Origin of the sequence: Amycolatopsis sp. GA6-003 (genome assembly GCF_046267895.1) — a bacterium.
Lineage (GTDB): Bacteria > Actinomycetota > Actinomycetes > Mycobacteriales > Pseudonocardiaceae > Amycolatopsis.
The window spans coordinates 6,485,379-6,509,296 of the sequence record NZ_CP176499.1; the positions used below are offsets into that span (position 1 = coordinate 6,485,379).

At 67.0% G+C, this 23,918-nt stretch carries 7 protein-coding genes; 6 read left to right on the forward strand and 1 reads right to left on the reverse strand.

Going from position 1 to position 23,918, the window contains the following annotated elements; genetic code table 11:
• The first annotated feature begins 7 nt into the window (after positions 1-7).
• The 5 genes from F9C12_RS29590 to F9C12_RS29610 all read left to right on the forward strand — a co-directional run bounded on the left by F9C12_RS29590 (position 8) and on the right by F9C12_RS29610 (position 21,834).
• On the forward strand, positions 8-5,080 hold the full coding sequence (locus F9C12_RS29590; RefSeq protein WP_409462538.1) for an amino acid adenylation domain-containing protein: 5,073 nt from the start codon (positions 8-10) through the stop codon (positions 5,078-5,080).
• Positions 5,077-8,274, forward strand: coding sequence for a non-ribosomal peptide synthetase (locus F9C12_RS29595; RefSeq protein ID WP_409462539.1), 3,198 nt, complete (start codon positions 5,077-5,079; stop codon positions 8,272-8,274). Before F9C12_RS29590 ends, F9C12_RS29595 begins: the two co-directional genes overlap by 4 nt.
• 31 nt (positions 8,275-8,305) lie before the next feature.
• Positions 8,306-14,686, forward strand: a complete 6,381-nt coding sequence (locus F9C12_RS29600; RefSeq protein WP_409462540.1) for an amino acid adenylation domain-containing protein — start codon at positions 8,306-8,308, stop codon at positions 14,684-14,686.
• Positions 14,683-15,453, forward strand: a complete 771-nt coding sequence (locus tag F9C12_RS29605; RefSeq protein WP_409462541.1) for a thioesterase II family protein — start codon at positions 14,683-14,685, stop codon at positions 15,451-15,453. Before F9C12_RS29600 ends, F9C12_RS29605 begins: the two co-directional genes overlap by 4 nt.
• Before the next feature lie 69 nt (positions 15,454-15,522).
• Positions 15,523-21,834, forward strand: coding sequence for an amino acid adenylation domain-containing protein (locus F9C12_RS29610; protein WP_409467099.1), 6,312 nt, complete (start codon positions 15,523-15,525; stop codon positions 21,832-21,834).
• Positions 21,835-21,881: 47 nt separating this feature from the next.
• On the opposite strand, the gene F9C12_RS29615 is transcribed toward F9C12_RS29610, so the two are convergent.
• Entirely contained in the window at positions 21,882-22,685 is an 804-nt protein-coding gene (locus F9C12_RS29615; RefSeq protein WP_409462542.1) for a TIGR03084 family metal-binding protein, read from the reverse strand.
• A 185-nt stretch (positions 22,686-22,870) separates the two neighbouring features.
• On the opposite strand from F9C12_RS29615, the gene F9C12_RS29620 reads away from it, so the two are divergent.
• A complete protein-coding gene (locus F9C12_RS29620) occupies positions 22,871-23,800 on the forward strand; it encodes an ornithine carbamoyltransferase (protein WP_409462543.1) in 930 nt (309 codons plus the stop codon).
• Positions 23,801-23,918: the final 118 nt, after the last annotated feature.

The following is a 23,918-nucleotide window of genomic DNA, read 5'->3' on the forward strand; positions in this document are numbered from 1 at the left end:
GGAAATTGTGGCCGCAGAGCCCGAAACACTGCCCGCGTTGGTCGCGCGGCAGGCCGTCGGTGTTCCGGACCTGCCCGCGGTACGGCTTGGCAGGCGCTGGCTGACGTACGCGGAGCTGGATTCCGCAGCGGATCGGCTCGCGCGGCGGCTGCGCGCCCGGGGAGTGGGGGCGGAAGACGTGGTCGGCGTCCATACCGGTCGCGCCTTGTCTTTGCCCGTGGCGATCCTCGGTGTGCTCAAAGCCGGGGCGGCCTACCTCCCGTTGCCGGCGGACCTGCCCTCGGCCCGCTTGGCCGAGCTGCTCGGCGACGCCGGGGCGGTTGCGGTCGTGACCCGGTCGTCACTGCGGTCGGGCCTGACCGAATCACCTTGCACGGTAATGCTTGTGGACGACGAACCCGACGTGGGGACAGCTGATCCGCTTCCGGATCCCGATCCGGATACCGCCGCCTACGTGATTTACACGTCCGGCTCGACGGGAACCCCTAAAGGCGTAGTGGTTTCGCACCGGGCCGCGGTAGCGCATCTGCTTGCGATGGCCGCGAGACTCGGTGTCGGGTTCGGCGACGGCGTGCTGCAGATGGCGGGAGAAGCGTTCGACGTCGCGGTGGAACAGCTGTTCCTTCCTCTGGCCACCGGTGCCGTATGCGTGCTTCGCGGCGAGGAGCCTTGGGGCCCGGCGGAAGTGCGCGCGGAATTGTGCCGGGGCTGGGTGACCGTCGCGGACCTGCCGACCGCACTGTTCAGCGAACTCGTCGGGCAAGCCGGGGCCGGCGGGCTGGCCGGGACGGCTGAGCGCGTCCGGGCTGTCCTCGTCGGCGGGGAGACCTTGCTCTCGGGGGTGCTCACCCGGTGGCATGCAGCGCTCGGCGCGACGTCGAGACCTGAGCTGTTCAATGCCTACGGTCCGACCGAGACGGTCATGACCTCGACCCTGTACCGGGCAAACGAGCTGGCTGGCGAACGCCTGGCGGCTTCGGTGCCGATCGGCTCTCTGGTCGGGCCGCGTCGCTTGCACGTGCTGGACGACGACCTCAATGCCGTCGAAGGCGGGACGCCAGGGCAGCTATACCTCGCCGGCGATGCCGTGGCCAGGGGCTACCTGCGCCGTCCAGGACTGACCGCCGAGCGGTTCGTGCCCGATCCGGCTGGCCTGCCCGGTACCCGGATGTACCGCACCGGCGACCGGGTCGTGGCCGATCCGGGCAGCGGTGAGCTGACCTTTCTGGGTCGATTCGACGACCAGGTCAAAGTGCGGGGATTCCGGGTCGAGCCTGCCGAACTGACCGCGGCGCTCACGGCCCATCCGGCGATCGGCCATGCCGCGATTACGGCGGATGACGGCAGGCTCGCCTGCTACCTCGTGCCCGCCGAGCCAGGGGTCCCGGTCTCGTTGGCCGTGGTGCGAGACTGGCTGAGCAGGCGGGTTCCGTCGTGGATGCTGCCTGCCAAGTGGGCTTGGCTCGACCGGCTGCCAGTGACCCCGAGCGGCAAGGTCGACCGCGCCGCATTGCCTCTCATCGAGCCGAGGCGAGCCGTGTCGAGTGCGCCCTACGCGGAACCGGACGGCGATCTCGCGCGGACGCTTTGCCTCATCTGGGGCCGGATTCTGAACCTGCCCGAGATCGGAGTGCACGACGACTTCTTCGAGGTGGGCGGCACCTCCCTGCTCGCCGCGCGGGCATTGGCCGAGCTCCGGCACACTGTGGCCGCCGATCTGCCGCTGCACGCGTTGTTCGCCGCGCCGACTCCGGCGAAACTCGCCGCAGTCATCGAAAACGGAACGTGGCGCGGGCACGTCCTGCCTCCGGTTGTCCCGACCGGACAGGACTCTTCGTCGCCGCTTTCGCTGATGCAGCGGCAGGTCTGGGTCGTCGAACAGCTTTCGCCCGGCACCAGCGCGTACAACGCGCCGACCACGTTGAGGATGCGCGGGCCACTGAATATCGCCCTGCTCGAACGTGCGCTGAGTGAAATCGTGCGGCGACACGAGATTCTTCGCACGACGATCGAGACAAGCGGCGACGAACCGGTGCAGCTGGTCCACCCGCCGTACCCGGTCATTGTTCCGGTCGTCGACCTGCGAGACGAGCCCGATCCCGAGACCGCTTCGGAACGGTTTGTGTGCAGCGAGATCTCCGTCGGATTCGACCTCTCGCGGCTGCCCTTGATCCGGTGGACCGCGTTGCGCCTCGCCGACGAACTCTACGAGCTGGTGCTGGTGGAGCACCACCTGGTGCACGACGGTTGGTCGTTCGCGGTACTGGTCGGTGAGCTGGCGACGATCTATACCGCTTTCGACCGCGATGCTCCGGATCCGCTGCCCGAACGCACGGTGCAGTACCGGGACTTCGCCCGGTGGCAGCGGGAAGTGCTACCTGGTCCGGCCATGCGTGCCCAGCTTTCGTACTGGCGCAAGCAGCTCGCCGGAGCGCCGCAGGTGCTTGAGCTGCCGCACGACCGGCCACGTGTGCCCAAGGACGATACTCCTGGCGCGGTGCACCGCGTGGAGTTGCCAGCCGAGCTGTGTTCTCGGTTGCGGGAATTCAGCCGGGCCAGCGGGACCACCTTGTTCATGACCATGCTGGCCGGGTACGCGGCGTTGCTGCACCGCTACAGCGGGCAGGACGAGGTGTGCGTCGGTTCGGCTTTCGGCAACCGCGGTGTCGGCGGCACTTCCGGGATCATCGGCATGTTCGTCAATCCGGTGGTGCTGCGCTGCGAGGTGCGCGACAGCGGCGGGGCCGAGGCGACGTTCGAGAGCTTGCTCGGCCGCGTTCGCAAAGTTGTATTGGACGCGCAGGCGAACCAGGATTTTCCGTTCGTCGAGCTGGTCAAGGAGCTCAAACCGCTGAGGGCTCCCGGCCGGAACCCGATGTTCCAGGCAATGCTGAACTTCGACGACGCGCCGTTGACCGAACTGGCGTTCGGCCCGGTGACCGGGACCTACCTGGAACGCAACAACGGCACCGCGAAACTGGATCTGTCCCTGCTGGTGGTGCCGAGGGCGGAACGTCAGCTAGGCCTGCCCGCACGGGATCGCGATCACCGGATCACGTTGATCTGGGAGTACCGAAGCGACCTGTTCGATCAGGAGACCGTCGAACGGCTCGCCGAGGGCTACCGGGACCTGCTTGACGCCGCGACGGCCGGTCCGCGCCGGGCAGTGGCCGAGCTTCCGCTGGGTGCCGCTGGGCCTGGGAGGACCGAGGAGCCCGCGGTGCTCGGCGCCCCGGCAACTTTGCCCGGCCTGTTCGACGCGGTGGCGGCGAAGCACCCCGGCCGGATCGCTGTCAAAGCGCCCGGCGAGCCAGGTCTGAGCTATGGAGAACTCGATCGGCGCGCTGCCGGGCTCGCGAAGGTCCTGCTTGAACGAGGCGTAACCAGGGATTCGCTGGTCGCAGTGTGCCTGCCGCGCTCGGTGGAGCAAGTCGTGGCGGTGCTCGCCGTGCTCAAGGCGGGAGCTGCCTACCTGCCTCTGGATCCCGCGACTCCCTCTGCTCGGCTGTCGGACATCCTTCGCGATGCCGCGCCGAGAGTGGTGTTGCTCGCTTCCGCGGCCGAGCCGCCCGACTCGGACATCCCGACCTTGGTCGTCGGCGACGTGGCCGGAGCTGATCCATCAACAGTGGACTCAGCTCGCAACGTGGACCCGGATGACTTGGCGTACGTCATCTACACCTCGGGTTCGACCGGCCGGCCCAAGGGCGTCGGTATCTCTCACCGGGCGCTGACCGACAAGTATCGGGCCTGGCAAAGCGCGTACGGGCTCGACGGCACAGCGGCCCGGCATCTCCAGCTCGCCTCCGTCGCGTTCGACGTGTGCGCGGGAGACATCGTTCGCGCGTTGCTGTCCGGCGGACTTCTGGTGCTCTGCCCACCCGAAGTGGTGCTCGACCCAGCGGCCCTGCTGACTCTGCTGGAGGACGAACGAATCGAGTACGCCGAGTTTCTGCCCTCGGTACTGCGGTTGCTGGCCGATCACCTCGAGACCGTGGGAGGCAGGCTCCCGCCGGTGAGGCTGCTGGCTGTCGGCGGCGAGGCGTGGAGCCGAGAGGACTACCGGCGGTTCCAGGCGCTGACGTCGCCGGGAACCCGCATCTTCAACGTGTACGGCGTGACCGAAGCGACTATCGGCAATACCTGGCATCGGCCATCCGACCAGGACGACGACCTGATGCCGATCGGAGTGCCGCTGCCCGGCGTAAGCGCGAGCGTGCTGGACACCGCCGGCGCATCGGTACCGCCTGGTGTGGTGGGGGAGCTGCATCTCGGTGGCACCGGTCTGGCCCGCGGCTACCAGAATGATCCTGTGCGCACCGCTGAGCGGTTCGTGCCGCACCCGTCGGCACCGGGGCAGCGCCTCTACGCCACCGGTGATCTCGCGCGGTACCGGCCAGGCGGGGAGATCGTGCTCTTCGGCAGGGCGGATCGGCAGCTCAAAATCCGTGGGTTCCGGGTGGAACCAGCTGAAGTCGAGCAAGCGATCGCCCGGCATCCGTCGGTCGCCGACGCGGCCGTGGTCCCCATTCAGCATGAGAGCGGCATCCGGCTGGCGGGATACTGCGTTCCGTCGGGGGACTGGCCGGAGCCGGGCGACGTGCTCGACTGGCTGCGGCAATCCGTGCCCGCATACCTAGTGCCGTCGAGCCTCCAGATGCTGCCGCGTCTTCCTCGCACCGCGAGCGGAAAGGTCGACCGGGTCACCCTGGCCGAGGACGCGGAGCGGACCGCGCCGGCCATCGACCGCCCGGCCGCCTACATCGCGCCGCGCACTGCCGCTGAGGGCACAATGGCCGCGATCTGGGGCCAGGTTCTGGGGGTCGACCGGGTCGGTGCCGACGACGACTTCTTCGACCTCGGCGGTCATTCTTTGCTCGCCGTGCGACTGGTCGCGCGGGTACGCGCCGAATTGGGCGTCGAGGTTTCGGTGCGGGACTTGGTGGCTGCTCCGACGGTCGCGGGCATGGTCAGCCGGTCCGCTGCGGCCAGTGCGGCCGGAGTCGGACCCGACCTGAAGCGGCGCAGGCGGCTTCCGGCGGATCCGAGGCTGTTCGACTTGCCAAGAGACGCGTCATGACTGGTGACCGGCCCGTCTTCGTTGCCGCAGCCTCGTTCGAGCAGGAACGGCTGTGGCTGCTCGAACAGCTTGCCCCCGGCACCCCGCTCTACAATGTCCACTTCGGACTCATGCTGTCCGGGGAGGTGGACCCCGGGGCGCTGCAGGCAGCGCTCACGACTGTGGTGTCCCGCCACGAGGTGCTGCGAACGGCTTTTCAATCCGTCGGCGGGCAGCTCAGGCAAGTGATCTACGCCGAGCCAGCGGTGTCCTTGCGTGTCGTGCGGCACGCGGTAGCGGCGTCGCGGATCACGCAGGAGGCGACCCGGCTCGCCGGGGAGCACGCCCGCGGGGAGTTCGATCTGACCGCCGCCCCGTTGCTGCATGCGGACCTGGTCTCCTTTTCGGACCGGCAGCACGCCTTCCTGCTCACTTTGCACCACACCGTGTTCGACGGCTGGTCGGCTGAAGTGCTGTTCGAGGAGCTGAGCGAGAGCTACCTCGCCGCGCTGGAGGCACGCTCCCCCGAGTTGCCTCCGCTTCCGCTGCAGTACGCCGATTTCGCTGAGTGGCAACGTGATGCGGCCGGCTCGCAGGTGTGGTCCGAGCAGCTCTCGGGGTGGTCGGATCGGCTCGTCGGCGCACCCGAGGTCCTCAACCTGCCCGCTGACCGGCCCAGGCCCGCTGGCCAGGGCTTCTGTGGCGAGCTCGCCGAGCTCGCCATGCCCGCGGAACTCGAAGAGTTGCTCGTCGAAGTGTGCCGGCGGAACCGGGCTACTCGGTTCGCAGTCTTGTTCGCTGCGTTCGCGGTGGCCATGGGGAAGTATTCCGGCGAGTCCGACCTGGTGCTGGGAACTGTGGTCTCCGGCCGCACACGGGTCGAGCTTGAGCGGCTGATCGGGCTCTTCACCAATACTGTCGCCCTGCGGATACCGGTGTGCCCGGACGAGTCGTTCACCGCCCTGCTCGCCACCGTGCGATCCGTGGTGGCTGAGGCCCAGTCCTTCGCCGACGTGCCGTTCGCCAGAGTGGTGCAAGAGCTTCGTCCGACGCGCGCACGCAGCCACAACCCGTTGTTCCAAGTCATGTTCGACGTCCAGCCTGGCGGCGGTGCCCGTCTGCGTCTGCCTGGTATCGACGTTGAGCCACTGCGAGTGCGCGACCGCCGGATCTCGCTGTTCGATCTCAGCGTGTCCGTGGAAACCGAAAGCGGCCGTACTCGGTTTGTCGCGGAGTATTCGACTGAACTGTTCGACCGTGCCACCGGGATGGCTTTCCTGCGCGGCTACCGGAATCTGCTGGCCTGCCTGCTTCGCGCGCCGGAGTCCCCGGTGCGAGACGCTGATCCGCTGGATCCGGCCGGACGGCAAACCCTGCTCGTCCGGTGGGGTGCGGCGGGGAACCACCGGCGCGCCGAACTGATCAGCCGGATCCGGGATCACGTGAGCACCGGCGGAACGGCTCCGGCGATCGTGTCCGGCACTGGACCGGCGGTGACCTATGGAGACCTGGACCGGTGGTCTTCCGCGGTCACCGCCGCCTTGCGGGCTGCCGGGGTAGGGCGCGGTGACGTCGTTGCGTTGCGGCTGGGCCGGTCCGCTGCTGCTGTCGCGGCGATCCTCGGGGTGCACCGGCTCGGTGCCGCGTACCTGCCGGTCGATCCTGGCTGGCCGTCCGCGAGAATCAGCGAGTTGCTTCACGTGGCACGTCCGGCGGCGGTACTGGTGGCTGACGGCGCATCCGGTCCCGCCGTGGTGCCCATGCCGCCGATGCCGGGCAGGACGGAATCCGCGCTTGAGCCGTGGCATTCGCCCGATCCGGACGAATTGGCGTACGTGCTGTTCACCTCCGGCTCATCCGGGAAACCGAAGGGGGTCCTGGTCCGCCACGGCGGACTGGCCAACTACGTCCGGGCCGACCACGCCGCTTACGGTCTTGTCCGGCAGGACCGCATCCTGATGTTCGCCGCGTTGACCTTCGATGTCAGTGCTGAAGAGATCTTCCCAGCGTTGGCCGCGGGTGCGGCGTTGGTACCCAGGACAGAGGAGATGCTGGAATCCGCGGCGGAGTTCTTCGCCGGCTGCGCCAGGTTCGGGGTCACCGTGACCCACCTGCCCACTGCGTTCTTCCACCATCTCGTTGCCGGACTTGTCGATGCGCCCGCTCCGCCGGAATGCCTGAGGGTGATGGCGATCGGCGGCGAGACTCCGGACGCGGACCGCGTCGGACGATGGCTCGCCGCGGTGCCCGGAGTCCTGTTGTCCAATGTGTACGGGCCGACTGAGACGACGATCGCGGCCACCATCGCTAAACTGGACGGTGGTGAACGGGTCACCCTCGGCGAACCGATCGCGGGCACGTCGCTGTACTTGCTGGACGATTCGATGCGGCCGGTGCCGGACGGCGCGGTCGGACAGCTCTATCTCGGCGGTGCGGGGCTGGCACGGGGTTATCTCGATGCTCCGGCACGGACCGCGGAGACGTTCGTGCCGCATCCGTTCGCGCGCGGAGAGCGGCTCTACCGGACAGGCGACCTGGCCCGTTGCCGCCCCAACGGCGGTCTGGAGTTTCGCGGCCGTACCGATCTGCAGGTCAAGATCCGCGGTTTCCGGATCGAGCCGGCCGAGGTTGAAGCAGCGCTTACCATGCTGCCTGAGGTCGCTGACGCGGCGGTGGCGGCCCGGCCCGGTCCGCGGGGCGACAATGAGCTAGTCGGTTACGTCGTGCCGGCGGCCGGAGCGCGGATCGACGAGACCAAGCTGCGTCGGGATCTCGCCGCGCTGGTTCCGCGGTATCTCGTCCCGGCCCTGCTCGTCACGATGGAGGAACTGCCGCTGACCGCGCACGACAAGGTCGATCGTGCGGTGCTGCCGGAACTGGCCAGGCCAACGCCTCGGATCGCGGCCGAGCCGCCGGCAGGGGAATACGAGACCGCGGTAGCCGAGGTCTGGCGTGTGTTGCTCGATGTCTCCGAGATCAGCCGCCACGACGACTTCTTCGCACTCGGCGGACATTCCCTGCTCGCCGCGCAGGTAGTGAGTTCCCTGCGAGCCCGGTTCGGGACACGAATCCGTCTGACCGCTCTGTTCGAACACCCAGTGCTCTCCGAGTTCGCCGCCGCGCTGGAGCGGGCAGCGACGATGGCGGGCCCGCCCGTGCTACGGCGCGCGGGCCGCGGCGAGGCTCTGGCCGCCTTGCTCAGGGGGATGGAATGACATCCGGGTTTACCGCTGTGGAGGACACGTGATGACGGCTGCGCAGGACGACGCGACGGGCGGACCGGTCGCGGGCAGGCACCAGCTCTTGACCGCACTGCTCGCCGAGGGCGGCGCAACGGTGTATCCCGTCTCCTCAGGTCAGCGGCGTCTGTGGTTCGAGGACCAGCTCAGGCCGGGGCGCACGGAGTACACGGTGGTGTGGCCGTTGCGCTTGTCCGGGGCGGTCGACGTGGCCGCTTTGACCGCCGCGATTCAGGCGGTAGTGGCGCGGCACGAGGTGTTGCGCACACGGTTCGCGGATGTCGACGGAGAGCCAGTTCAGGTTGTCGAGCCTGCGGGCCCGGTGCCGGTGCGAGTGGTGGATTCACCGGATGCCGAGGTGCGCGAGCGTATCGCGTGGTGGGGTGAGTGGTCGTTTGATTTGTCGGCGGGTCCGTTGTTTGTGGCGGAGTTGCTGAGGACGGGTGACGCGGAGTTCGTGTTGGTGTTGTGTGCGCACCACATCGTTTTCGACGGCTGGTCCTGGTCGGTGCTGCTGGGTGACCTGGCGGAGTCGTACAAGGACTTGCTCTCGGGTGGTTCTGGCGTGTTGCCGGAATTGCCGTTGCAATTCGGTGATTACGCGGTGTGGGAACGTGAATTACTTGCTGGACCCGCACTTGACGATCAGATTAGCTATTGGAGCAAACGTTTGTCGGGTGCGCCCGAGGTTGCGGACCTTCCGGTTGATTTTGTTGGTGGTGTGGGTGGTCGGTCGGGTGTGGGTGGTCGGTGTGGGGTGGTGTTGCCTGCGGAGTTGGGTGTGGGTTTGGGTGGTTTGTGCGGGGAGGTGGGTGCGACTGTTTTTATGGGTTTGCTGGGTGCGGTCGCGGTGGTGGTGGGTCGGTATGGGGGTGTTGATGATGTGGTGGTGGGGACGTTTTCGGCTAATCGGGGGGAGCCGGATTTGGAGGGTTTGGTTGGTTTTTTTGTGAATACGGTTCCGTTGCGGGTGGGTTTGGGTGGTGATCCTTCTTTTCGTGAGTTGTTGGTGCGGTGTCGTGAGTCGGCGTTGGGGGCGTTTGGGCATCAGGATGTGCCGTTTGATCGGGTGGTTGAGGAGTTGGGTCCGCGTCGTCGGGCGGGGGTGACGCCGTTTGTTCAGGTTGCTTTGGTGTTGCAGAGCGTTCCGGTTCGGCAGACCCGCCTCGGGGAGGCGGATGTGGAGTCGCTGCCTGCTCGGGTTCGTACCGCGACCTTCGAATTGTCGCTGCACCTGCAGCCGGAACCCGATGGCTCTTTCACCGGCTTCGTCGAGTACGCCGCCGACGTGTTCTCTCCCGAGACAGCGAGCCGGTTCGCGTCTCACATCGAGAACCTGCTCAGGGCAGCCGTCGCCGAGCCCGATCTCCCGCTGAGTTGCCACGGGCTGCTGGCCGGTGCCGAATACCAGGACGTTCTCCGATACGCGCGCGCTCAAGACCCGCCCGAGAATCGGGCTTGCCTGCCCGAGATGTTCTCCCTCCAAGCGGCCAGAACTCCTGATGCCATCGCGATCCGCGCCGAGGACGAGACTCTCACCTATGCCGAGCTTGATCGCCGGACCGACGCGCTCGCGCATCGGCTGCGTGCTGAAGGTGTCGGACCGGAATGTCTGGTCGGCGTTTGCGTCGAACGCTCCGCGCTATCCGTGGCGGCGTTGCTCGCGGTGTTGAAGGCGGGCGGCGCCTATCTCCCCCTCGACCCGGAGAACCCCGCTGATCGATTGGCATTCCTCATATCCGATTCTGGCGCACCGCTTGTACTGGTTCATCCTGAGCTGCGCGCACGGCTGCCGTCCGGTGACTTCACCGTCATCGAGCTGGACGGTGCCGCGCCGGCGCTGGGACCTCTGCCTCCCAGCGGGATAACCCCGGACAACCTCGCGTATGTCATTTACACCTCGGGTTCCACCGGCAGGCCGAAGGGAGTCGCGGTCGGCCATCGGGCGGCGATTACGCGGGTGCACGCGCCCAGATTTGCCCGGCTCACCGAACAGGACGTGATGCTGCACGCACTGTCTTTGTCGTTCGACGTCTCGGTGCTCGAAGTGTTCGGCGCGCTGACCAACGGCTGCGAACTGGCAGTGCTGTCGGGCAAGGCGATGCCAGAACGCGTGGCTGAGTTCCTGCGCACGCGGCGCGTCACCGTCGCCTGGCTGACGGCCGCGCTGTTCCATGCGGTGGTTGAGCACGCACCGTCGTCGCTGTCCGGACTGCGCACATTGATAGCTGGCGGCGACCAGCTTTCCGCCAGCCATGTCCAGCGCGCGCTGCGTGAACTGTCGTCGGACGCGGTGTTGGTCAACGGCTACGGACCGACCGAGACGACGATCTTCGCGAGTGCTTACCCGATGCGGCCGGAATGCGAAGTGGATGGTCGAGTGCCGATCGGCCTGCCGATCCCTTCGACCGAATTGTACGTGCTCGACGGCTGTTTTCTGCCAGTGCCCGACGGGGTGCCCGGCGAACTCTGCATCGGAGACGACTGTCTTGCCCGAGGCTATCTCGGCCGCCCGGATCTCACGGCGGAACGGTTTGTGCCCAGCCCGTTCGGCAAGGGGCGGCGGCTGTACCGGTCCGGTGACGTCGTGCGCAGGCGTTCTGGGGGAGTGCTTGAATTCCTCGGGAGGAACGATCACCAGGTGAAGGTTCGCGGGTTCCGGGTGGAACTCGGCGAGGTCGAGCAGGCGCTGCGGCGTCATCCAGATGTCAGTGACGCTGTGGTCGTGTCGGTTCCAGACGATCAAGCCGAACATCGGCTCGTCGGCTACGTCGAGCCGCTCCGCGGGCGGCTGCCGGGTACGGCCTCGCTGCGGGAGCATTGCCGCAGGATGCTCCCGGAGTACCTCTTGCCGTCAGCACTGGTGGTGCTGGATTCTTTGCCTCTCAACGCGAACGGGAAGGTTGACAGATCCGCGTTGCCGGAGGCTCGGGGCGTTCGGCCGGAGACCGAGACGGGGTGCGTGCCCGCGCGGAACGCGATCGAGGAGGCATTGGCCGAGGTCTGGCGTGAGGCGTTGGGGCTCGACCGGGTCGGGGTGTATGACAACTTCTTCGACATCGGCGGCCATTCGCTTCTGGCGAGCCGGATGCTCGCCAGAGTGCGCCGGATTACAGAGCGCGAGGTGGAGCTGGCGGACTTTTTCGCCTCTCCGACCATCGCGAGCATGGGGGCCGCATTGCAGGCCGTTCTTGGCGCACCGGCGGAAGGACTCGCCCGCAGGCCGTTGCACGCGATCGAGCGTCCGGATCCGCTTCCGGCCTCGCTCGGGCAGCGTCGACTGTGGTTCAGCCACCGGGCGGACCCGGACAGCACGGACTACACGGTCGTGTGGCCGTTGCGCTTGTCCGGTGCGGTCGATCCGGATCTGCTGCGGCGGGCGATCCAGGCGGTGGTGGTCCGGCACGAGGCGTTGCGCACGCGGTTCGAGGAGGTCGACGGTGAACCCGTTCAGATCATCGTTCCGGCCGGGTACCCAGAGTTGCCGGTGCTGGATCTGCGGGCAACTGTAGCGCCGGAGCGGGTTTCGCGGGTGCGCGAGCGTATCGCGTGGTGGGGTGAGTGGTCGTTTGATTTGTCGGCGGGTCCGTTGTTTGTGGCGGAGTTGCTGAGGACGGGTGACGCGGAGTTCGTGTTGGTGTTGTGTGCGCACCACATTGTCTTCGACGGCTGGTCGTCTTCAGTGTTGCTGGACGATTTGGCGGAGTCGTACGAGGACCTGTTGGCAGGCGGTTCCGGAATCTTGCCGAAGCTGGCCGTGCAGTTCGGTGATTACGCGGTGTGGGAACGCGAGTTTCTTTCAGGCGAGGTGCTGGAAAGCCAGCTCGCGTATTGGAGGACCCAGCTGGCCGGAGCGCCGGAAGCGATCTCGCTTCCGGTTGATTTTGTTGGTGGTGTGGGTGGTCGGTCGGGTGTGGGTGGTCGGTGTGGGGTGGTGTTGCCTGCGGAGTTGGGTGTGGGTTTGGGTGGTTTGTGCGGGGAGGTGGGTGCGACTGTTTTTATGGGTTTGCTGGGTGCGGTCGCGGTGGTGGTGGGTCGGTATGGGGGTGTTGATGATGTGGTGGTGGGGACGTTTTCGGCTAATCGGGGGGAGCCGGATTTGGAGGGTTTGGTTGGTTTTTTTGTGAATACGGTTCCGTTGCGGGTGGGTTTGGGTGGTGATCCTTCTTTTCGTGAGTTGTTGGTGCGGTGTCGTGAGTCGGCGTTGGGGGCGTTTGGGCATCAGGATGTGCCGTTTGATCGGGTGGTTGAGGAGTTGGGTCCGCGTCGTCGGGCGGGGGTGACGCCGTTTGTTCAGGTTGCTTTGGTGTTGCAGAGCGTTCCCGTTGGGCGAGTCCGCCTCGGCGAGGCAGAGGTTGAACCGCTTCCGAGCGAGACCCGAACCGCGACCTTCGATCTTTCGCTGAACTTGTGGCCTGATCCCGACGGTTCGCTGGCCGGTTTCGTCGAATACGCGGCTGACGAGTTCACGCCGGCGACCGCACAGCGCTTCGCCCAGCATGTCAGGCGCTTTCTGGGGCAAGCAGTGTTCTTTCCGGACATTCCGATCAGCGCGCACGACATCCTGACTCCAGTGGAGCACCAGCAGCTCGTCGTCCAAGGCCCGCACACGCGGTTCCCAGAAGAAAGCCTCGACGCACGGTTTCGCTTTCAGGCAGCGAAAACTCCGGACGCAGTGGCCTTCACAAGCGGATCCGGAACCCTCACCTACGCGCAGCTCGATCGTCGATCTGATGCGCTCGCCCGCCGCTTGCGTGCGCGGGGGGTAAGGGCGGAGACGCCGGTCGGAGTATGGATGGACCGGGGCCTCGCGTTGCCGGTCGCGGTACTGGCCATCTGGCGCGTTGGCGGCGCGTACTTGCCGCTCGATATCCGCCACCCAGGGGACCGGCTTGCCTGGCTAGTGGCCGACGCCGGAGCGCGGCTCGTGCTTACCGAGTCCGGAGCTTCGCCGATTCCCGATGTTCCCGCCATGGCGGTCGACCCCGTCGCGTCGAAGAGCGTTCCGATGGGTCCCCCTTTGCCGGAGACCGACATCGATGGGCTCGCCGCGATCATCTACACCTCCGGTTCTACCGGCCGGCCGAAGGGAGTGGCGATCAGCGGACGATCGCTGCTCAACAGGATCGATTGGATGACGGCGGAATGGCCGTTCGAGCCTGGCGAGGTGTGCTGCCAGAAGACCGCCATCGCCTTCGTGGACGGGCTTTGGGAGCTGCTCGGCGGGTTGTTGAACGGGATTCCCACGGTCGCGGTTCCAGACGCTGCCGCTGCGGACCCTCCGCGGCTGATCAGCCTGCTGGCGGAGCACGGGGTGACCCGGATGACGCTGGTGCCGTCGCTTTTGCGGGTCCTGCTGCAGATTCCCGACCTCGATGCCCGGCTGCCCTCTCTGACTCGATGGGTGTCCTCCGGTGAGGAGCTCCCCGCCGACCTGGTACGCAGCTTCACCAGCCGCATGCCAGGCAGGCTATTGCGCAACCTTTACGGGGCTTCCGAGGCGTGGGACTCATTGTGGCAGAGAGAGGACAGCGAACCGATGCCAGGCAGACCGGTACCGGTCGGAGGTCCGATCAGCAACGTCCGGGTCGAGGTGCTTGACGGCGAACTGCGGCGGACGCCGATCGGGGTCATCGGCGAGCTGTACCTCGGCGGTGCCTGCCTTGCAAGAGGCTACGTGGACAGGCCCGACCTCACGGCGGAGCGCTTCGTGCCCGATCCCCACGGCCCTCCTGGCGCACGCCTTTACCGCAGCTTCGACCGGGCGCGGCGCCTGGGTGACGGACAGCTGGAGCTGCACGGCCGCGCGGATCAGCAGCTCAAGATCCGGGGCGCGCGCGTCGAACCGGCTGAGGTGGAAAGGGCGCTGACCGATATCGACGGGGTGGCTCGGGCGGTGGTCACCGGATGGCTGCGCCCCGGCACCGCCGAAACCGATCTCGTTGCCTACGTCGTGGGGGAGCCGGGGCGGAAACCCGACGGCCAATCGTTGCGGATCCAGCTTGCCGAGGCCTTGCCGACGCATCTGATTCCGGTGGCGTGCACCGTGCTCGAGCAGTTCCCGTTGACAGTGAGCGGCAAGGTAGACCGGCGGGCCTTGCCCGAGCCGATTTTCCCCGGCGAGGACGGATACGCCCCGGCGAACGATTGCGAAGAGCGTGTTCGCGGACTAATGGCGGAAGTGCTCGGCATCGAAGAAGTGGGCGTGCACGCCAACTTCTTCGACATAGGCGGGCATTCCCTGCTGGCGATGCGGCTCGCGGGCCGCATCGCCGAAACCTTCGGAACCTCGCTTGATGTGCACACCGTTTTCGAGCACCCGACGGTTCGCGCCCTCGCCGCACGGCTCGAGTCCGTCCCCGTCGACCCTGAACGGAGAGAAAGATGAGTACGGCGACGAATCCGTGGGTGGCTCGGCTGCGCCCGGCAGGCAAAGGCCCGTTGCGCCTGATCTGCTTCGCGCACGCCGGTGGCGGCGCGGCCACCTTCAGGGGGTGGGCCGCCGATCTCTCCGACGAGATCGACTTAGTCGTGGTGCGCCTGCCTGGTCGCGAGAGCAGGCTGCGCGATCCGCTCGTGCACAAGATGAGCGAACTGGTCGCTCTGCTCGGGGACGCGCTCGAAGACCTGCTCGATGTGCCGTACGGATTGTTCGGGTACTGCTCCGGAGCGCTCACCGCGTTCGAACTCGCTCGGTACCTTCGGGACAACTGTGGCCCGGCCCCGTCGGCCCTCTTCGCGTGTGCCTGTCCTTCCCCGAGCATGGTGCTGCGAGACAGCGGCGTGCACCGGCTCGACGGCGAAGGCCTGGTGCAGCACTTGGCCGCACTGGGCGTCATCCCCACGACAATCCTTCGAACTCCCGGCCTGTTCGGCATGTTCGAGCCGAGTGTGCGCGCGGACTACGAGGTTTACGAGACGGCGGAATACCAGGCAGGTGACCCGCTGAAGTTGCCGATTTCGGTGTTCGGCGCGGAGAGCGACCCGAGCACGAACCTGCCGACCCTGCTCGGCTGGCAGCAGGAGACGGTCAAGGAGTTCTCGTTGCGGTTGTTCCGTGGCGACCACGGATTCTTCGACGCCGAGCGACCCGCGATTGTCAGGGCCGTGACCGATGAACTGCGCGCTGCCGCCGCGGTGCCGGCCTGCCGATGACATGAAAAACTCAGACTGGGGGCGCGAATGAGCGGGGACAGCGAACTGTCGGACGCGAAGCGGCACCTGATGAAGCGATTGCTGTCCGGCCGCGCGACACCGGTGCAACGTCGGATCCCGAATACGGAGCCGGGGGTACCGGTCAGGCTTTCCGATGTGCAGGAACGGATCTGGCTGACCGCGCAGCTGGCGGACGGCCTGCCGATTTTCCATCTGGTCATGGTGGCCTCAGTGCCGTTCCGGCTGGACTCCGCACAGGTCGAGGAAGTGATGGGGCGGATCGTGCGCAGGCACGATTCGCTGCGGATGTCGGTACGAGTCGCCGGCGGTGTGCCGTGGATGTCAGTCGCGGACGAAGTCTCGGTCCGGGTTCCGGCCACCGACCTGTCTCGCGAGCCCGATCCGGAAGCCGCCGCGCTCGCGCTGGCCGACGAGATCGGACGGCGTTCGTATCGGCTCGCCGAGGCACCGTTGTGGCGGCTGGAAATTCTGCGGACCGCGGAAGACTCGTCGATGCTGGTGCTTGGCGTGCACCACATGATCGCCGATGCCGCGTCGCTGGATCTGCTCGTGCGTGAGCTGGCGAATCCGGACGAGGCTGGCGAACTCCCGGTGTCGTACCGGGACTTCGCGGCTTGGCAACGGTCCACACTGGACTCCGGAGGTTTTGAAACGGATCTGCGATTCTGGAAGGAAGAGCTGGAGGGCGTGCCGCATTCGCTCGGGCTGCCTACCGACCGGCCGCGCCCGGCAGCGGTGGACTTCTCGGGCAACACCGTCGAGTTCGATCTCGCGTCACCGACCGCGGATCGCATGCGCGAACAGTGCAAACGCTCGGGCGTCACGTTCTATGTACTGGGCCTGGCCGCGTTCGGGGTCCTGCTCTCTCGATACACCCACCGCAGAGACCTGCTGGTGGGGACGTTCCTGGCCGGCCGGTCCGAACCAGAGCTGCACGGACTGGTCGGCATGTTCGTCACGATGTTGCCTGTCCGGATCAGGATGACCGGTGCCGTTACGTTCGCCGGTCTGCTCGACCGCGTTCGGGAGGCGACTGTCGGCGTGTTCTCGCACCAGGGAGTTCCCTTCGGGGAGCTGGTCAGGGAGTTCGGCTGCGGCACGGACCGCAACGAGCCGCCACTGGTGCAGGCGGCCTTCAACCTCCTGCGGCCCGCGGAATCCGAGCGGGGCACAGTGGTCGATCTGCCGATCTCACGCGACGCTTCCCAGCTCGATCTCACTGTGCATCTCGTGGAGCGGCCGGACGGGGGGTTCCGCCTGCTGCTGGAGTACCAGACGGCGCTGTTCGACCAGGACACCATGACTGCGCTGGGCGGCCAATATCTGGCCCTGCTCGACCACTTGCTCGACACGCCCCACCTGCCGGTTCGCGACCTCGCTGTAGTAACCGGGGCTCAACGCGCCGCTCTGACAGCCCGGCCGAAGGAGACGACTGAGGTCACCCTGCTGGTCGATGAGATCGCCCGGCAGGTCCGGGAGAACCCCGCGGCCGTCGCGATCGAGGCGGGCGAGCACAAGCTGACCTACGGCAGGCTTGACGAGCTGACGGGTGTCCTCGCGGCCAAGCTGCGCGCCGCAGGTGCCGGTCCGGAACAGACGGCCGTCGGCGTCTGCCTTGAGCGCGGCCTCGCGCTGGCGGTGGCGCTGCTTGCGGTATGGCGCGTCGGCGCTGCCTACCTGCCGCTCGATCCGGAACATCCACGTCGCCGATGGGCGGACATGCTCGCCGCTGCCAAGCCCTCGGTGATCCTCACTGACGACGCCTTGGCCCCCGCACTGAGCGAGGTATCCGGTGCGGATCTGCTCACTCTCGCCGCGGACGGATCGCTGCCAGAGGAAGGCCTCGTGCCCGTGCCGTGGACTGGCTCTGATCCTGACGGCACCGCCTGCCTGCTGTTCACTTCGGGTTCTACCGGCGGCCCGAAGGGCGTCGTGGTGACCAACGCGGGCATCGCCAACCGGGTGCTCTGGACGGCGCGACGCCACGGGCTTCGGCCGGGCGATCGGATGTTGCAGAAGACCCGGATCGGTTTCGACGCGGCGGGCCTCGAGCTGTTCGCGCCACTGGCCTCCGGCGCGACCGTGGTCATGTCCGCACCCGGGACAGAACGGGATCCGGCCGCGATGCTGCGCGCTGTCTCGACGGCCGGGATCACGGTGCTCCAAGTCGTGCCGTCGGTGCTGCGGCTGCTGGCGGAGCAGAAGGGATGGGAAGGCTGCACGGCACTGCGGCTGCTGTTCTCCGCAGGGGAGCCGCTGGACGCGGCGCTGTGCCGTCGAGTGCTCGAACTCGCGTCGCCGGTTATTTGGAATACCTACGGCCCCACTGAGTGCTCGATCGACGCGACTGCGCACGAGTTCGACGGTTCGCCCGACTCGGGCACGGTCCCGATAGGCAAGGCGATCGACAACGTGCGGGTGCTAGTGGCCGACCAGGACCTGAACCTGACTCCGGCTACCGTGCCCGGGGAGCTGCTGATCGGCGGTATCGGCCTCGCTCGCGGCTACCTCGGCGCGCCTGAGCTGACGGCCGAGCGGTTCGTGCCCGACCCGTACGGACCACCGGGCTCGCGGCTGTACCGCACCGGCGACGTGGTTCGGCGCGGGAAGACCGGTGAACTCAGCTTCGTCGGCCGGGCGGACGAACAGAGCAAGATCAACGGCGTGCGGGTGGAGCCTAGTGAGGTGTCCGCGGCGCTGCTGACCCATCCTGCTGTGACCGGCTCGTGCGTGGTCGCCGACGGCCCCGCCCGGCTCGTGGCCTATCTGGTATTTGCTCCGGGTACCACGCCGGAGGTTCCGGACTTGAGGGCGCATGTGGCGGACCGGTTGCCGCGGGCGATGATCCCTGCCTCGTTCGTCGCGGTGGATTCCTTGCCGCTCAACGAAAACGGCAAGATCGACCGGTTCGCGCTGCCGTCGGTTGCCGGCGAGGCACGGTCGGCACCGAAATACCGGCCACCGTGCACTACGGCCGAACTGCTGGTCGCCGATGTCTGGTCCCGCTTGCTCGACGTCAAGCGGGTCGGACTCGACGACGATTTCTTTGCCCTCGGCGGACATTCGCTCCTGGTCCCGCGACTGGCGGCAGCACTTTCCGAGGCGGCCGGCGTCCAAGTGGCAGTGACGGATTTGTTCGGCGCGCTGACCGTCGCCGCGCAGGCCACATTGCTGGCGGTGGACGCGCCACACGGTGCGGTGACACCGATCCGGCCGATCGAGCGCGTTGACGGCGGCGCGCTTCCTCTTTCCTGGGGACAGCGCCAGCTTTGGTTCCTCGACCAGTTGACGCCGGGCAGTCCAGAGTACGTGCTGCCCATCGTGTTGCCGTTCAGCGAGCGGGTCGAGATACCAGTGCTGGAAGCGGCTCTTACCGCGTTAACGGAGCGGCACGAGATCCTGCGCATGCGGTACGAACTGCGAGAGGGCGAGCCGTGCGCGGTTGCCGGCCCAGTCGTCCCTGTCCCGGTGCACGTCGTCGAAGGGCCGCTTCAAGATCTGGTCCACGCGGTTGGCGGGCGGATCGCCGAGGGCGTCCGGCTTGATGCCGGCCCGTGCCACGCGGCAGTCCTCCTGCGGCGGACTGACGGCGGTGACGTGCTGGTGCTGGTGACGCACCATATCGCCGCGGACGGGTTGTCGGTTCCGGTAGTCCAGCGTGATCTCCGCGAGCTGTACCGAGCCTGCCTGTCCGGGGAACCCGCCATGCTTCCTGCGTTGACTGTGCAGTATGCCGACTTCGCGGCCTGGCAGACGAACGCGCGTTCGCGTGCCGAGCTCGAAGGACAGTTGGCGTTCTGGCGCCGCGAACTGGCCGGGATGACTTACCTCGAAATGCCGGCTGACCGGCCACGGCCACCCCTGCGCGACGGCCGGGGTGCGGTCGTGGGATTCACGGTGCCCAGACAGGTCGCCGGTCCGCTCGTCGATGCGGGCCGGGTACGCGGTGCAACTCCTTTTATGACGCTGTTCGCACTGTTCGCGGTTCTGCTCGGCCGGTATGCGAGGCAGCGGGACATCGCAGTCGGCAGTCCGACGGCGGGCCGTAGCGCGCCAGGAGTTGCGGATCTGGTGGGGTTCTTCGTGAACACGGTCGTGCTTCGGGTCGATTTGTCCGGCGACCCGACGATCGGCGAACTTATTGAGCGGGCGCGAGCTACGCTGCTCGGCGCTTTCGCCAACCAGGACGTGCCTTTCGAAATGATCGTCGACGACCTCAGGCCCGAGCGGGACCTCTCACGTGCTCCGCTGGTTCCGGTGCTGTTCGACGTCACTGAAGACACCGGTGAAAGCGAGTTGGCGCTCGACGGCCGGTTCGCTGAGTTATGGCAGGCCGCGAAATGCGACCAGACGTGGACTTTGCGGGCGCGGCCGGACGGTTCCTATGTCGGCACGGTCGAATACGCGATCGCGTTGTTCGACGAGGAGACCGTGCGCGCGATGACTGATCATTTCGTGCGACTGCTCGAGTCAGCCGCTGACGTCAGCCGCTCGTTGTCCACGTTGAATATCCTCAATGACCAAGAGCGGGAAGACTTGTCGACGCACGAGGCGGCGGGCGAATGCGAGGCCGTGCCGGCAATGGTTTTCGGCCAGGCCGACCTCACACCGGACGCTCCGGCGGTGTACGAGGCCCGGGCGGGCGGTCGGTCGGTGAGTTACCGCGAACTCGCCGACCACGCTGAATGGCTCGCACAGCATCTGGTAGATAAGGGCGTGAAACCCGGTGATGCGGTTGCCGTCGTGCTGCCGCGCGGGGTGGGCCTGGTGGCTGCTGTGCTGGCCGTCTGGCGTGCGGGGGCGATCGTGCTGCCGCTCGAAATGACCGACCCGCCTTCGCGATGGGCGAGGCACTGCGCAGCCGCTGGTGCCAGGACAGCCCTGGTCTCGGGCGCAGTGCCCGGCCTGCCGGTCGAGTCCTTGGTGGACGTAGGTTCCTCGCCGTATCCGACGCGAACCCGCGGCGCGTCTTTCACCGGGTTCGCGTACGACGGTGCGGCCTACATCATGTTCACCTCTGGTTCGGCTGGCAGGCCGAAGGGGGTGCTCGTCGGACATGCCGCGATCGCCAACCGGGTCCGGTGGTCGGTCACCGCCCAGGGGCTGAGCAAGGCCGACCGGATCTTGCACAAGACCAGGATGTCATTTGACGCCGCCCTGGTGGAGTTGTTCGTGCCGTTGGCCGCGGGAGGCACGGTCGTGGTGCCTGAACCTGATGCCGAGACCGACCCCGCGGCGATGCTCGAGACGGCAGCGCGGACCGGAGTGAGCGTGCTCCAACTCGTCCCCTCGGTGCTTCGGCTGCTCTTGGAGCTGCCGGACTGGCCCGAGCTGCCATCGCTGCGCCAGGTGTGGCTCGCGGGGGAGCCGCTGACGCACGAACTGGTCGCGGCGCTTCGTGCGCGGGCGGACGTAACGGTGTGGAATACCTACGGTCCCACCGAATGTGCCGTCGACGTGACGGCCAGGCTGGTCGATCCGGCGGTGAGCGCAGGGCCGGTACCGATCGGGACCGCGTTGCCGGGCCTGCAGCCGTGGGTGCTCGGTCAAGACGGCGAACTGGTCCCTGCGGGAGTGCCTGGCGAGCTGTGCGTAGGGGGAGCCGGGCTCGCGATGGGCTACGCGGACCGGCCTGACCTGACCGCAGAACGTTTCCTGCCGGACCCCTACGGCCCGCCGGGCGGACGGGTTTACCGGACGGGCGACCTCGTACGGTGGCATGAAGGCGAGCTGGTGTTCATTGGCCGGGTGGACGATCAGATCAAGGTGAATGGCGTCCGGGTCGAGCCCGCCGAGGTCGAGGCGGTGCTCGCGAGTCATCCGGGCGTCCTCGAAGCGGTAGTGACGGCGAGGGCGGCAGGGGAGGGCAAAGTGCTCGCCGCCTGTTACCGGCCTGCCGGGTCTGAGCTGGATGCGGCCGAACTGGGGAGACACTGCCGGGCCTTGCTGCCGGCGGCGATGATACCTGGCTCGTTCACCGTGGTCGGGTCATTCCCTCTGACCGCCAACGGAAAACTGGATCGGGCAGCCGTGTCGCTGCTGGCCGCGCCCGAGCGGCCTGCCGCGGGTGTGGCTCCGAGCAACCCGGTGGAGAAGACGATCGCCGGGATCTGGACAAAGCTGCTTGGCGTCGGCGAACCGGACGTGCACACGAGCTTTTTCGCGGTCGGCGGCAACTCACTGCTGGCCATTCGGCTGGTCGGTGCGCTGCGGCGGGAATTCGACATCGAGGTGCCGGTGCGGCAGGTATTCGAAGGCGCGACGATCGCGGGGCTGGCCGTGACGGTCGAGAGAATCATCCGGCAAGAGGTCGAGTCGATGTCCGAGGCCGAGCTATACCAGGAGTTTGGAGAGGGATAGGCAAGTCGTGCCGGTACACCGGGAGAAAGGGTGTACCGGCACGGGTTTCAGCGCGTGGCGGCGGTCTTCTTGAATTGGCCTGGCTTGCGGCCGCTGCCGCTCGCGCCTGTGTAGGACTGAGCCACGTCCAACCAGCGGTCCGCCACGGGTCCCGCCGGCCGCAGATCCGTATCCGCACGGTGCCGCCTTCGCACAGTGACCAGGGCGAAGTCTGTCGCCGGTCCGGACAGCCGGTCACGGGACTCTATCGATCCGTACGTCCAGACCGCGCCGCCAGGGCCGTGCAGCTGGACTCGTACGTCTTCACTGGGTACATCGAGTCCGTTGGTCGCGAAGGACCATTGCCGGGTCTCGACGCCGTGCCGGACGACGTGCTTGAGCGAAGGATGGGACAGCGTCGTGCCAACTGTGTCGGCGATGTCTGTGCCGTGGGCGAAAGCCTCCATCGCGCGGCCCATGAGCTGTTGCACAGGCGTGTTGTAAACGCCGAACCAGGGGATCTTCAAGTCCGGGTCGCAGGCGATTAGCGCAGCGACGAGTTCCTCGCGACCAGTCCGCCAGCGGTCGAGCACTTCCGCGGTCGGGACACCGTCGAGCAACCGAAGCCCCTTCTCGATCTCGGCGTCGGGATCGCGGAACTCGAGCGCGCCGTCGAGGAACCTCTCCGGGTCCTGGATCGACAACAGCATCCACTGGTCGGTCCAGGACAAGTGGGTCACCTGGTCGCGGATACTCCACCCCTCGGCCGGAGTCGGGAGAGTCCACTGCGCCTTCCCGAGATCTCCGACGAGTGCGTCCACTTCGGCGTATTCAGCACGCAGGTCGCGCGCGATCTCCTCGGCTTCGGTCATAGCGCCTTTCCCGTCGTTGTTCCGGTGCGATGGCTCGCGGGTGCGTATCACGACGCTAGCCCTGGCCAGCCGAGCTCTCGCAGTCTTGGCGACAACTGGACAGCAAAAACCCGTGATGGCGAATTGTGGTCAGCGACCGCCGCGGTCCCGTGCGCTAGGTTCGAGGCTGGGGAAGGGAGATTCACATGGTGGGGTGTCGACACCTGATTTCTGTCTCGAAACTGTCAGACGAGGAACTATTCGGGCTGGTAGAACGGTCCGTTGAGTTCGCGGTACGCCCTGAGCGATATCGGAACTCGCTGTCCGGGCGAGTGGTCGGGATCTATTTTCGAAATCTCTCGACCAGGACCAGGACTGCTTTTTCGGCAGCCGCGCTGCGACTGGGGGCTGGAATTGTTTCCTACGGGCCTGGCGATCTTCAGGAAAACACTGGCGAGACCGTGCGCGACACCGGGGAGGTGCTCTCCAGGATGCTCGACGCGCTGGTGGTCCGCACGGCTGGGCCGGACGCGGAGTACGCGGCCTATGCCGCGCAGTCCCGGATGCCGGTGATCAACGCCATGAGCAAGGAGGAGCACCCCACCCAGGCGATCGCCGACCTGGCCACGGTCCGCCTCGAGCTCGGCGGTGTGGACGGGGCACGGGTGGTCTACATCGGGGAGGGCAACAACTCCGCGGTCGCTCTGGCTCTGGCGCTGACCCGGTTCAAGGCGACCGAATTGCTTGTCGTGACCCCTCCCGGGTACGGCCTGCCGCCCGAGGTTTCGGCGGCCGCGGCGGAGTGCGCGCGGGCGTCCGGCAGCAAGTTCGCGGAGACCCGTGATCTGCGCGGGGTGAAAGGCGAGGCCGATTTCGTCTACACGACCCGCTGGCAGACCACCGGGACCAGCAAGGCGGATCCTTCCTGGCGGCAGGTCTTCGAGCCCTACCGCGTGGACGAGGAGCTGCTGGCCAGGTTCTCCGGAGCCGCTTTTATGCACGACCTGCCCGCCCATCGGGGCGAAGAGGTCTCCGAGGCGGTCCTGGAAGGCTCCGCGAGTATCGCGTTTGACCAAGCGGAAAACAAGCTGCACAGTGCCGCGGCGATACTGGAATGGTGTCTGGAAGGCAACTGACTCCGTTTTTCGTCGAACAGCCGAGTGGTCACACTCGGCTGTTTGTGCTGTTCGAAAATGTTTCCAGATGCCCGGCGGGTGTATTAAATACCCGATTTGAAATTTGTTGACCGAGTGC